Here is a 12,686-nt window from a genome sequence, read left to right as displayed (position 1 = left end):
ACCAGACAAATGACGACAGCAAAGGCGATCACGGTGTTTGCAGCGCTTGCCTCTGCGCTTCTTATGACAAGCACCGCCGTTGCCAATCAGGAACGCTACAGCGCCACCGACATTCAGCAGTCGATTATCGGCCGGCGGATCTATCTCGCTGTGCCGCTCGGCGGCGAATTCCCGCTCAATTATCGCCCCAACGGACAGGTGGACGGCTCCGGCGAGGCGCTCGGCCTCGGACGGCTGGCAAAACCCACCGACACCGGTCGCTGGTGGATCGATGGCGACCGCCTCTGCCAGAAGTTCACCAGCTGGTACAAGGGCGAACCGATGTGCTTCGAACTCGAGCGCATCAGTGACAGCAAGCTGAAGTGGACGCGCAACAACGGCCAGACCGGGACGGCCCGCATCGGCAGCGCGCTCTGACCTTACGCACGATCGGCGATACACGGTCACCTGCCGGCTTGCAGGACGGCGCCTTTGACCGCTAAGCATTGGCCATTGCAGAGCGAGAAAGTGAGGCGATGCACGAACCGAAGACGCGGGCGACCGGAGCTACGGCACGACTCGGCCGCACCGGCTTTCCCCATATCGTCACCCCGACGGGCGGAGCGCTGGACATCGTGACCGGAGCATCCCAGCCCGGCTTCAACCCGCTCGACCTGCTCTATGCATCGCTTGCGGCCTGCATCGCGATGAGCGCTCGTATCGCCGCAAGCCGCAGGGGCGTGCTTGAGCATATCCGCGATATCCGCGCGCAGGTCAGTGGAGAAAAGGCGGCAGGTGAACCGTCCCGCATCGCCCGCTTCGAAATCGTTCTCACCATCGACGGCGATCTCGATGCGGCCACGAAAATGGCCCTCGTCCATGAGGCCGAGGAAATCTGCACGGTCAGCAATACGCTTGGCTCAGCCCCCGTTGTGGACCTACGGCTCGCAGAATGAGGCTTTCTCCCGCGCAATGACCGCGGCCCGCATTTGGACAAGCCGGAATACCACCCTAAATCGATTAGCGCGCGGTCAGCGACCAACGAAGTCTTGACGCAAGGTCCGACTTCGTTGAAAACGACCGGGTTCCGTGGCTCAAGGACCAGAGTTCGCCACGGTTAAACTATGGTGCCGGGCCCCTCTGGCGAGAGTATACGGCGCTCTCGTGATGTCGGTACCGCCAGCAATATGAGCCGGCGGATTCAAGAAAATGATCTCTTTGAACATGCCACTAACCCGTGCGTGCTGGGCGACGCGCGGAGAAACCTCACGCCTTTTCTCTTTGACGACGGTTTTCGCCGGGGAGATGCGTCGATGAACAATCAAGCCACCGGAAACAGCACCCTCGGTTATTTCAAATGGGCCTTCATCGTGACCATCGCCGGCCTGGCGCTCGGCGCCTGGCTCGGTTGGCAGACAACCGGCACGATCGGCGGCATGGCGACGGTGTTCTTCATCTGCGCCGTTCTCGCAGTGCTCGAAATCTCTCTCTCTTTCGACAACGCCATCGTCAATGCCAACAAGCTCAAGGACATGACGCCGATCTGGCAGCATCGCTTCCTGACCTGGGGTATCGTGATTGCCGTGTTCGGCATGCGTATCGTCTTCCCGCTGCTGATCGTCGTCATCGCCGCCGGCATCGGGCCGGTCGACGCCATCATCCTCGCGGCGCACGAACCGGCCGAATATGCCCGCATCATGAACGAGGCGCACCTGCCGATCGCAGCCTTCGGCGGCACCTTCCTGATGATGGTCGGCCTCACCTATTTCTTCGACCATGAGAAGGACGTGCACTGGATCGAGATGATCGAGAAGCACATGGCGCGGTCGGCCACCATCAAGGGGATCGAGATCGCCTTCGTCCTCATTCTCATCCTGCTGTTCTCGAACCTGCTCGAGGGCGAGGAATCCGTGACCTTCGTCTATTCGGCGATCTACGGCCTCCTGACCTTCCTCGCCGTCGAAGTGCTGGGTGGGCTTCTCGACCAGTCGCAAAAAACCATGTCGGCAGCGGCCAAGGGCGGTCTCGGCGCCTTCATCTACCTCGAAGTGCTCGACGCCAGCTTCTCCTTCGACGGCGTCATCGGCGCCTTTGCGCTGAGCCAGAACCTCTTCGTCATCGCCATCGGCCTCGGTATCGGCGCCATGTATGTGCGTTCGATGACGATCATGTTGGTCGAAAAGGGAACGCTCGCCGAATACCGATACCTCGAGCACGGCGCCTTCTACGCGATCCTGATCCTGTCAGTGATCATGTATTGCCAGACACTGGTGCACATCCCGGAGGTGATCACCGGCCTCGGTGGCGCCGGCCTGATCGGCGTCTCGCTGTGGTCCTCGATCCGCTACAACCGCCAGGAACGGGCGGAAGAACTGCAGCGCGAGCGGGAAACTGTCGCCGAAAACATCTGAGACGATCGCAACCAGATACAGAGAGGCCGGCGGACACCCGCCGGCCTCTCGTCATTTCCGCCATATCGCGCTGCTCAATCGGGACCGACATCGGCCTTGGCAGCGCCGGGTTCCGGCAAGGAGCCGGTTCCCGGAGTCTCCATCGGGTCGGTCAGTTCCTTGCGGGCGTGCGGGCCGGCCGCCGGCATTTCCTCGTCGCGGCGCTCGCGTTTCAACTCGGCGGGGTCGATCTTCTTCTCGCGGCTCATCATGGTCTCCCGGTTTCCATGTCGGAGAAACAGCAAAGCCCTCCTTCCGGTCCCAGCCACCATCAGTCGACCATAAGCAATGCCAGCGCGAGACGCGTGTCCTCGTCGAGCGCCAGCGGCCGACGCGTCGCGCGATCGACTTGCACATGGATGAAATAGCCTTCCGCCGCGGCCGTCGGCTCTTCATTACGGAACAGGCCGACCTCGTAGCGAACGGACGAACCTCCGAGCCGGGCCACCCGGATGCCGGCATGCACGACATCCGGAAAGGCCATTTCCTCGAAGTAGCGGCAGCCCGTCTCGACGACGACAAAGATTCGACCACCGGCATGGATGTCGAGCACGCCTTTCTCGATCAGAAAGCCGTTCACCGCCGTGTCGAACAGGCTGTAGTGCACCACATTGTTCATGTGGCCATAGATGTCGTTGTCCGCCCAGCGCGTGGTCAGCGTGCGGAAGACCTTGTAGGCAGCACGATCGGCCGCTATTGCCCTGCTCACGCCGCTCACCATGCCGCCCGGTAGATCGCCAGTGCATCGGCCTCGGCAAGGTCGCGGGGGTTGTTGACCAAGAGACGTGTCTGTTTCATCGCATCCTTCGCCATCCGCGGCAGGTCCGCTTCGCCGATGCCGACATCGCGCAGCCGGGTTTGCAGCCCGAGCCTCCGCGACAGGTCGGAAAGACGCTCGATGAAGGCCGCACAGCGCCCCTGCGTCCCCTCCACCGCCACCAGATCGGGAAAGACATCCACGGCGATCTCGGCATAGAGAGCAGCCGCGTCCGGCGCGTTGAAGCGCAACACGTGGGGCAGAACGAGCGCATTGGACAGCCCATGGGGGACATGGAAGATCCCGCCAATCGGATAGGCAAGCGCATGGACAGCCGCCACCGGGGAATTAGCGAAGGCCTGGCCCGCCAGCATCGAGCCGAGCAACATGGCACCCCGTGCCTGGCGATTGGAGCCGTCGAAGACCGCCGTCTCGATATTTGCCCCCAGCAGTTGCAGCGCCTGGCGCGCCAGCATCTTCGACAGGAGATTGTTGTTGGCGTTCTTCGACGCATAGGCTTCGATGGCGTGAACCATCGCATCGACGCCGGTGGCCGCCGTGATCGGCGCCGGCAGCCCGAGCGTGAGGTCGGGATCGAGCAGGGCGAGATCCGGCAGCAGGATCGGCGACGACACGCCGCGCTTCTCCTCGCCGCCGACGGTGATGATCGACACCGGCGTGACTTCCGAACCGGTGCCCGCTGTCGTCGGCACCAAAACGAGCGGAAGGCGTGGACCTTTGGCATTGCCGACGCCCCAGGCGGAATCGATCGGTTCGCCCGAGCCGAGAAGCAAGGCGACGACCTTGGCGACGTCGAGCGAAGAGCCTCCACCGAAACCGATCACGCCGGTCACACCCGCCGCGCGGCCGGCCTCCACGGCCGCCATGACCGTCGCAAGCGAGGGGTCGGCTTCGACCCTGTCGAACACCGTCACCACAAGTCCGGCTTGCTCGAGCGAGCCCAGCGCCGGATCGCACAGACCGAGCCGGCGAAGCCCGGGATCCGTGACAACAAGCGTCCGCGTCCCGCATCGTCCGGCGACCACGGAGGCGAAGTCGGTCGCAGCACCCGGCCTGAAAACGACTTGCGGCGTGGTGTTGAATTGAAACGGCTGCATTGCTCCTCCTTCAGATCCGGTTTCCCGGCCGGCATGCTAGTCGAGGCGCGATGCGATGGCCACAGGAGCCAGCCACGGAAGCGCTCCTGTCCTTGTCCCGTCCGCCGGCGGCCTTACATATAACGACATGCACAGTGCCAGGAAGGGAAGAGCGTCCCGTCGATCGGGCGACAAATATGCAGAGGATCGAACCTTGGACCATGTTCCACCGGAAAACCGGTCAGGGACCGCCTCGCTGCAACTCGCTGCGCTCGCACAAGCCGCCGGCGAAGCGGGAACGATAACGCTTGGCGAACTCCTGGCCGCCATGGGCCGCACCGGCATCGCCTTTGCCATCCTCATCCTGGCGCTGCCGGCTCTGACACCGATCCCCGGCCCGTTCGGCATGTTCTTCGGCACCTGCCTTGCGATCGTCTCGCTGCAGATCATCGGCGGGGCACGGTCCATCTGGTTGCCGCGAGTACTGGCAAGGAGAAGCCTGTCGGCCGCGACCGTCGAACTCGTGGTGCGCCATACCTCCCCCTTCATCCAGCGCGTCGAGACGATCCTGCGCAGGGACAGGCTGAGGCTTCTGACCGGACGCACCGCCGAGACCCTGCTCGGCGTTCCCGTCTTCCTCCTGGCGGTCGCCATTGCGCTGCCGATCCCCTTCGGCAACTTCCTTCCCGTCGCCGCACTCGTGGTCATTGCCATGGGGCTGATGGAACGCGACGGGCTCGCCACCCTGTTCGGCATCCTGCTTGCGGCCGTCGCGCTCGGCACGTCCGGCGGCTTGCTCTACGGCACCGCCTCGGCGCTCGGTTGGGTCATAGGCTAGCGGCGCATCATCTTCCCGCCGTCTCCGGCCTCCGGGCAAAACGGTAAAATTGCCCAAGAAATTCAGCCAATCGAGAAAACGCCGCGCCATTCCCGGGTCGGGGCAGAACAGCCTCTCTCGTCGCTGCGGGCTGCAGGATCTAGGATCGCGACCCTAAACGCAAGGAATCCCCCCATGTCTACAATTGCATCACCGTTGAGCGCGCCCGAACGGCAACCGCTGCTTGGCGCACCCGGGCTTGGCGCTCTCGCCGTCCTCGTTCTCGGAACGCTCGTTCTGGGCTATGCCTATGGCGTCAAGCATGGCGCGCTCTTCCTCGTCGGCGGCGGTCTCGGCATCGCCCTCTATCACGCCGCCTTCGGCTTCACCTCGGCCTGGCGCGTCTTCATCATGGACGGCCGCGGACGCGGCTTGCGGGTGCAGATGATCCTGCTTGCGCTGGCCGTCATCCTGTTCTTCCCCTTCCTCGCGGGCGGAACCCTGTTCGGCAATCCGGTCAAGGGCTTCGTCTCGCCGCTTGGAACCTCTGTACTGGCCGGCGCCTTCATGTTCGGCATCGGCATGCAACTCGGCGGCGGCTGCGCCTCCGGCACGCTGTTCACGGCCGGCGGCGGCAATGCCCGCATGCTGGTCACGCTGCTGTTCTTCATCATGGGTTCTGTGCTGGCCACCATTCATTTCGACTGGTGGGTTGCCCTGCCGTCGCTGGCCCCTGTCTCGCTGGTCGATAAATTCGGCGCCGCCGGCGGCATCTTGGTTTCGCTGATCCTCTTTGCCGTGATCGCCGCCGTCACCATCCTGGTCGAAAAGCGCCGCCATGGCGCACTGGAACGTGAACCGGTCACGCAGCGACAGGGCGTCTCCCGCTTGCTGCGTGGACCATGGCCGCTGGTCGCCGGCGCGGTCGCTCTGGTGCTCCTCAACTTCGCGACACTGGCGCTGGCCGGCCGCCCCTGGGGCATCACCTCGGCCTTCGCGCTGTGGGGTGCGAAGGGTGCGCAACTGATCGGCATCGACCCTTCCGCCTGGGCCTACTGGCAGCTTCCGCCGAATGCCAAGGCACTCAGCGAAAGCGTTCTGGCGGACGTCACCTCGGTCATGGACTTCGGCATCATCGCCGGCGCCATGCTGGCCGCAGCACTCGCCGGCAAGTTCGCCCCGAGCCTCGACATCCCGCTGCGCTCTGTGCTTGCCGCCGTGATCGGCGGTCTGCTGCTCGGCTATGGCGCCCGCATCGCCTATGGCTGCAATATCGGCGCCTATTTCTCCGGCATCGCTTCGGGCAGCCTGCACGGCTGGCTCTGGGCCGTATTCGCATTTGCCGGCAACATGGTGGGCGTGAAGCTGCGCCCCTATTTCTTCTTCGAGAAGAAGATCTTGTCGCGCGCCGACGGCTGATCCGCCAGCGAGCATAGTCTCAGCCGAAGGCGTTGGCGGGATAGGGCTTCGTCACCACCGGCAGGTGGCGGGCCCCTTCCGCCAGCAGAAAACGCTCGAAGGCCTGCATGGCCGGATTTGTCGCGCGATCCGTGCGTGACACGCTGAACCACTGGCGCCGGATCGGCGTGTCGATCACGTCGAGAATGACGAGCCGGCCGAGTTTCACTTCCTGCTCGATGGTGTGCGCCGAGATGAAGGCGAGCCCCAGCCCGGCGATCACCGCCTGCTTGATCGTCTCGTTCGAACCCATTTCCGTGCCCAGTTCCTCCAGCCGTCGCGGCACTTCGCTAAGGAAGATTTCCAGCGAGATCCGCGTCCCCGATCCGCTTTCCCGCACCAGGAACTGTTCCTGGGCGATCCGCTCGCGGGAAATGTCGAGCACACCGGCCAGCGGATGTCCGGCCGGCGCGATGAAGACCAGGGGATGGTCGCCGAACATCTGCGAGCGGACGTCGAAATCGCGCGGCGGCCGACCCATCAGGGCGATGTCGACTTCGTGATCGCGCAGCTTCTGGATGATCTCCGCCCGGTTGCCGATGAACAGGTTGATGTCGATATCGGGCACCTGCTTGCGAAAGGCGGCGATCAGCTGCGGGGCGAAATACTTGCCCGTCGACACCACGCCGAGCCTCAGCCGCCCGCTCCTTAGTCCTTTCATCGAATCGATCGAATCCGCCAGTGTCGCAAGGCTCTCCTCGATCGCATGCGCCGCCTCGAGAAAGGCGAGTCCGAAAGCGGTCGGCACCATGCCTTCACGCGTGCGGTCGAAGACCACCACGCCCGCGTCCCGCTCCAATTGCTGGATCTGCAGGGTGAGCGCCGGCCCGGTCAGCCCCAGCTCTGCGGCCGCGAGATTGATTTTTCCGAGCCGGCTGACGGCTTCCACGGTGCGGAGTTGGCGAAGGGAAACGTTGCGCATATTGGAAAGTAAGTATTTTTAATCTCGTAAGTCAATATAATAAAATTTACAAACTCAACGGTTCCGCCATTCTCTTCCTGACAGCGGATGGGAGGAGACATCGTAATGTCAGGCGCAACCCTCGAGGCTTACCTCGTTTCATGCATCGCCACGCGCGATGAAACGGCGCGCGACGTGGCCGCCATTATCCAGCGGCTCGCAACCGCCGCGCTCGATATCCGTAAGCTGGTCGGCCAGGGCGCGTTGAGCGCCCACCTCCACGGCCTGCGCGGCGGCGCAAACAGCGACGGCGACATGCAAAAGGAAATGGACGTCATCTGCGATGACCTGTTCCTCTCCTCGCTGCAGGGTGCGCCGGTCGCCTTCTACGCCTCGGAAGAACTGGAGCATCCTGTCTCGCTAAATCCGGACGCCCGGCTCGCGGTGGCGATCGACCCGCTCGACGGATCGTCGAACATCGACACCAATGTCTCGGTCGGCACGGTCTTTTCGATCCTTCCGGCAATTGCGAGCGCTGACCACGACCCGATGCCGACATTCCTGCAACCGGGCAGCCGCCAGTTGGCCGCCGGCTTCTTCATCTATGGCCCCCAGACCGCCCTGGTGCTGTCGCTCGGCAAGGGCACGGAGATCTTCATCTTCTCGAGCCGCCTCGGCTGCTTCGTCCAGGGCTACAAGTCCGTCAGCATTGCCGACCGCGCCCATGAATTCGCCATCAACGCCTCGAACTACCGTCACTGGGAAGAGGCGATCCGCCTTTATGTCGACGACTGCCTGGCCGGCGCCGACGGCCCGCGCGAGCGCGATTTCAACATGCGCTGGATCGCATCGCTGGTCGCCGATGCCTATCGCATCCTGGTCAGGGGCGGCATCTTCCTTTATCCGGCCGACAGCCGTAGGGGCTATTCCCAAGGCCGGTTGAGACTGGTCTACGAGGCCAATCCGATCGCCTTCCTCGTCGAGAACGCCGGCGGTGCCGCGACCAATGCCGTCACCCGCATCCTCGACATCGAGCCGGAGAACCTTCACCAGCGCGTGCCGCTGGTCTTCGGTTCACGCCGCGAGGTGGCACGCGTCGCCCGCTACCATGTCGACCCCACCATGATCGGTGAACGCGCGCCGCTGTTCGGCAAGCGCGGCTTGTTCCGGGCCTGAGGAGAATACGATGTCAGCCAAATATCCCATCATTTCGATCACCGGTTCGTCCGGCGCCGGCACGACCACGGTCAAGGACACCTTCGAGAAGATCTTCAAGCGCGAGAACATCTCGGCATCCTTCATCGAGGGCGACGCCTTCCATCGCTACGACCGCGAAGCGATGAAGAAGAAAATCGCCGACGAGAAGGCCAAGGGCAACGACTTCACCCATTTCGCCGCCGAAGCGAACGAACTGGAAATCCTGGAAAGCGTGTTCTCCGAATATGGCCGTCGCGGCGTCGGCCGCACCCGGCACTACATCCACGACGATGCGGAGGCCGCAAAATACGGCTCCGCACCCGGTACTTTCACCGAATGGGAGGAATTCAAGGGCAGCGACCTGCTGTTCTATGAAGGGCTCCACGGCTGTGCCGTGACCGAAACCATCAACCTCGCCCAGCATGGCGACCTGAAGATCGGCGTCGTGCCTGTCATCAATCTCGAATGGATTCAGAAGATCCACCGCGACAAGGCGACCCGCGGCTATTCGACGGAGGCCGTCACCGACACGATCCTTCGCCGCATGCCGGACTATGTCCACTATATCTGCCCGCAATTCTCGCAGACCGACATCAACTTCCAGCGCGTTCCGATCGTCGACACCTCGAACCCGTTCGTCGCCCGCTGGATCCCGACGCCGGCGGAATCGATCCTGGTGATCCGCTTCGCCAATCCGCGCGGCATCGATTTTCCGTACCTGCTGTCGATGCTGCAGAACAGCTTCATGTCGCGCGCCAATTCGATCGTCGTTCCCGGCGACAAGCTCGACCTCGCTATGCAGCTGATCTTCACGCCGCTGATCCACAAACTGCTCGAACGCAAGCACCGCATGTCGTGAGGAGGACACCCATGAACATTTCGCAGAAGATCGAAACCCGCAATGCTGTGTCCGAACAGGACATGGCGAATGCCATCCGCTTCCTCGCCATGGACGCGGTGCAGAAAGCCAATTCGGGCCATCCCGGCATGCCGATGGGCATGGCCGACGCTGTGACCGTCCTCTTCAACCGCTTCATCACCATCGATCCCTCGATGCCGGACTGGCCGAACCGCGACCGCTTCGTGCTGTCCGCCGGACACGGCTCGATGCTGCTCTACGCGATCCACCACCTGATCGGCTTTTCCGACATGCCGATCTCCCAGCTGGCCGCCTTCCGGCAGATGGGTTCGAAGACCGCCGGCCATCCGGAATACGGCCATGCGCTCGGCATCGAGACGACGACCGGTCCACTCGGCCAGGGCATCGCCACCGCCGTCGGCATGGCGATCGCCGAACAGATGATGGCCGCCCGCTTCGGTTCGTCGCTCTCGGATCACTTCACCTACGTGGTCGCCGGCGACGGCTGCCTCCAGGAGGGCATCAGCCACGAGGCGATCGACCTGGCCGGGCACCTGAAGCTGCGCAAGATGATCGTGCTGTGGGACGACAACCACATTTCTATCGATGGCGCGACCGAGCTGTCCACCTCGATGGACCAACTCGCCCGCTTCCGCGCCGCCGGCTGGGATGCGCAGGCCGTCGACGGCCATGATCCGGAAGCGGTCGCCAAGGCGATCGACCGCGCCCGCAAGAGCCGCAAGCCGTCGCTGATCGCTTGCCGGACAAGGATCGGCAAGGGTGCCGCCAGCATGGAAGGCTCGCACAAGACCCATGGCGCGGCCCTTGGCGACAAGGAAGTCGCCGCGACCCGCGAAAAGCTCGGCTGGCATCACCCGCCCTTCTTCGTACCGTCCGACATCAAGTCGGCTTGGGAAAGCGTGGCCTCCCGTGGCCAGACGGCGCGCGAGGCGTGGGAAATCCGCCGCGACACGTCCCGTTCCAGAAAGCGTTATGAGCAGACGATCGAACGTGACCTCGGCCCCGAGGTCGCGCGCCAGCTGACGAAATTCCGTGCGGAGCATCGCAACAAGGCCACCAAGGTGGCGACCCGCCAGGCCTCGCAGATGGCGCTTGAGGCGATCAACGGCGCGACATCACTGACGATCGGCGGCTCTGCCGATCTCACCGGTTCCAACCTCACCATGACCTCCCAGACGGCTCCGATCGCCGCCGGCAACTTCAAGGGCCGCTACCTGCACTATGGCATCCGCGAGCACGGCATGGCGGCGGCGATGAACGGCATTGCGCTGCATGGCGGCTTCATCCCCTATGGCGGCACCTTCCTGGTGTTCTCCGACTATGCCCGGGGCGGGATGCGGCTCTCGGCGCTGATGGGCCTGCCGGTCATCTACGTGCTGACCCACGATTCCATCGGCCTTGGCGAAGACGGACCGACCCACCAGCCGGTCGAGCACCTCGCCATGTTGCGCGCCACGCCGAACCTCAACGTCTTCCGTCCGGCCGACATCATCGAGACGGCCGAATGCTGGGAAATCGCATTGAGGGAAAAGGCGACGCCGAGCGTGCTTGCACTCTCCCGCCAGGCCCTGCCGATGCTGCGCGCGGTCCCCGGCGACGAGAACCTCTCTGCCCGGGGCGCCTATGTATTGCGGGAAGCCAAGGGCCCCCGCGACGTGACGCTGCTTGCCACCGGTTCGGAGGTCGAGATTGCGGTCGCCGCCGCCGACAAGCTTCTTTCCGAAAAGGGCATCGCGGCGGCTGTCGTCTCCATGCCTTGCTGGGAGAAGTTCGAGGCGCAGGACGAGTCCTACCAAAGCAAGACCCTCGGCAGCGCACCGCGCATCGCCATTGAAGCCGCCGGTCGACTCGGTTGGGACCGCTGGATGGGGCCGCGCGGCAGCTTCATCGGCATGCAGGGCTTCGGCGCCTCGGCCCCGGCAGGCGAACTCTACAAGCATTTCGGCATCACCGCCGAGCATGTCGTCGCGGAAGCGCTGCGGCTTGCCGGCCACCACAAGGGCGAGCGCGGTCGATGACGCAAAGCCCCACCCACATCACCACCGCACACAGAGAGGACGCCTGACCATGGCCCGCATCACGCTTCGTCAATTGCTCGACCATGCCGCCGAACGCGGCTACGGCGTGCCTGCCTTCAACATCAACAACATGGAACAGGGCCTCGCCATCATGCAGGCGGCCAAGGCCTGCGATGCGCCGGTCATCCTGCAGGCATCGCGCGGCGCCCGCTCGTATGCCAACGACATCATGCTCGCCAAGATGATGGAAGCGCTGGAGTTGATGTATCCGGACATTCCGCTCTGCATCCACCAGGATCACGGCGACCGGGTCTCCACCTGCCTGTCCGCGATCCAGCACGGCTTCACCTCGGTGATGATGGACGGTTCGTTGAAAGAGGATGCCAAGACGCCAGCCGACTATGCTTACAACGCCGGCATCACGGCAGAAGTGGCGCGACTGGCCCACATGGTTGGCGTCTCGGTGGAGGGCGAACTCGGCTGCCTGGGCTCGCTCGAAACCGGCCATGGCGAGGCGGAGGACGGCCATGGTTTCGAAGGCGCGCTCGACCGTTCGCAATTGCTGACCGATCCCGACGAGGCGGCCCGCTTTGTCGCCGAGACCGGCGTCGATGCGCTGGCCGTCGCGATCGGCACCTCGCACGGCGCCTACAAGTTCACCCGCAAGCCGACCGGCGAAGTGCTCGCCATGGACGTGATCGAGAAGATCCACCGGCGCTTGCCCGACACCCATATCGTCATGCACGGCTCCTCCTCCGTACCTGAGGAATGGCAGGAGATCTTCAACGCCCATGGCGGCGAGATGCGTGAGACCTATGGCGTCCCTGTCGAGGAGATCGTCCGCGGCATCCGCTTCGGTGTGCGCAAGGTCAACATCGACACCGACCTGCGCCTTGCCGCCGCCGCCGAATTCCGCCGCGTCGCCGATACTCGCCGCGACGAATTCGATCCGCGCAAGTTCCTCAAACCCGCCATGGATGCCATGGCCTCTGTCTGCAAGGCCCGCTTCGAGGCCTTCGGCACGGCGGGCAATGCGTCGCGCATCAAGGTCATCCCGATGAGCGACATGGCCAAACGCTATGCGAACGGCAGCCTGAAACCCTCAAACGCGCGGTCAGAAGCCGCCTGAACT

At 63.8% G+C, this 12,686-nt stretch carries 13 protein-coding genes; 9 read left to right on the top strand and 4 right to left on the bottom strand.

The features are described 5' to 3' along the window. Positions 1-63: 63 nt before the first annotated feature. The 3 genes from AC07Y0_RS23835 (at position 64) to AC07Y0_RS23825 (ending at position 2,390) form a co-directional block, all read left to right on the top strand. On the top strand, positions 64-417 hold the full coding sequence (locus tag AC07Y0_RS23835; RefSeq protein WP_498680327.1) for a hypothetical protein: 354 nt from the start codon (positions 64-66) through the stop codon (positions 415-417). Between the two features lie 98 nt (positions 418-515). Beyond that, complete coding sequence (locus AC07Y0_RS23830; RefSeq protein WP_498680074.1) at positions 516-935, top strand: OsmC family protein; 420 nt, start codon at positions 516-518, stop codon at positions 933-935. Between the two features lie 357 nt (positions 936-1,292). Continuing rightward, positions 1,293-2,390, top strand: coding sequence for a DUF475 domain-containing protein (locus AC07Y0_RS23825; protein ID WP_498680073.1), 1,098 nt, complete (start codon positions 1,293-1,295; stop codon positions 2,388-2,390). Between the two features lie 74 nt (positions 2,391-2,464). On the opposite strand, the gene AC07Y0_RS23820 is transcribed toward AC07Y0_RS23825, so the two are convergent. From AC07Y0_RS23820 to AC07Y0_RS23810, 3 genes are all read right to left on the bottom strand, one after another. After that, positions 2,465-2,638, bottom strand: coding sequence for a hypothetical protein (locus AC07Y0_RS23820; protein WP_498680072.1), 174 nt, complete (start codon positions 2,636-2,638; stop codon positions 2,465-2,467). Between the two features lie 62 nt (positions 2,639-2,700). After that, positions 2,701-3,150: an acyl-CoA thioesterase gene (locus AC07Y0_RS23815; protein WP_498680071.1), complete on the bottom strand. Its 450-nt coding sequence runs from the start codon at positions 3,148-3,150 to the stop codon at positions 2,701-2,703. Continuing rightward, entirely contained in the window at positions 3,144-4,304 is a 1,161-nt protein-coding gene (locus tag AC07Y0_RS23810; RefSeq protein ID WP_498680070.1) for an iron-containing alcohol dehydrogenase, read from the bottom strand. The genes AC07Y0_RS23815 and AC07Y0_RS23810 overlap by 7 nt, the downstream gene beginning before the upstream one ends. Positions 4,305-4,497: 193 nt before the next feature. On the opposite strand from AC07Y0_RS23810, the gene AC07Y0_RS23805 reads away from it, so the two are divergent. After that, positions 4,498-5,121: an exopolysaccharide biosynthesis protein gene (locus AC07Y0_RS23805; protein WP_498680069.1), complete on the top strand. Its 624-nt coding sequence runs from the start codon at positions 4,498-4,500 to the stop codon at positions 5,119-5,121. A 174-nt stretch (positions 5,122-5,295) separates the two neighbouring features. Further along, on the top strand, positions 5,296-6,519 hold the full coding sequence (locus tag AC07Y0_RS23800) for a YeeE/YedE family protein (protein ID WP_498680068.1): 1,224 nt from the start codon (positions 5,296-5,298) through the stop codon (positions 6,517-6,519). A 19-nt stretch (positions 6,520-6,538) separates the two neighbouring features. Here AC07Y0_RS23800 and AC07Y0_RS23795 read toward each other — a convergent pair whose 3' ends face one another. Continuing rightward, complete coding sequence (locus tag AC07Y0_RS23795) at positions 6,539-7,480, bottom strand: LysR family transcriptional regulator (protein WP_498680067.1); 942 nt, start codon at positions 7,478-7,480, stop codon at positions 6,539-6,541. A 105-nt stretch (positions 7,481-7,585) separates the two neighbouring features. On the opposite strand from AC07Y0_RS23795, the gene AC07Y0_RS23790 reads away from it, so the two are divergent. From AC07Y0_RS23790 to fba, 4 genes are read left to right on the top strand one after another with little or no spacing between them, the layout of a single operon-like run. Next, positions 7,586-8,635, top strand: a complete 1,050-nt coding sequence (locus tag AC07Y0_RS23790; protein ID WP_498680066.1) for a class 1 fructose-bisphosphatase — start codon at positions 7,586-7,588, stop codon at positions 8,633-8,635. Between the two features lie 10 nt (positions 8,636-8,645). Next, positions 8,646-9,515, top strand: coding sequence for a phosphoribulokinase (locus AC07Y0_RS23785; RefSeq protein WP_498680065.1), 870 nt, complete (start codon positions 8,646-8,648; stop codon positions 9,513-9,515). Positions 9,516-9,526: 11 nt separating this feature from the next. Further along, a complete protein-coding gene (tkt, locus tag AC07Y0_RS23780) occupies positions 9,527-11,554 on the top strand; it encodes a transketolase (RefSeq protein WP_498680064.1) in 2,028 nt (675 codons plus the stop codon). 49 nt (positions 11,555-11,603) lie between these two features. Then, on the top strand, positions 11,604-12,683 hold the full coding sequence (gene fba / locus AC07Y0_RS23775) for a class II fructose-bisphosphate aldolase (protein ID WP_498680063.1): 1,080 nt from the start codon (positions 11,604-11,606) through the stop codon (positions 12,681-12,683). Positions 12,684-12,686 lie beyond the last annotated feature (3 nt).

This window comes from Allorhizobium sp. GW101-3B10 (genome assembly GCF_059424725.1).
Note: the sequence above shows the minus strand (reverse complement) of the source record. Positions and strands in the feature narration are given on the sequence as shown.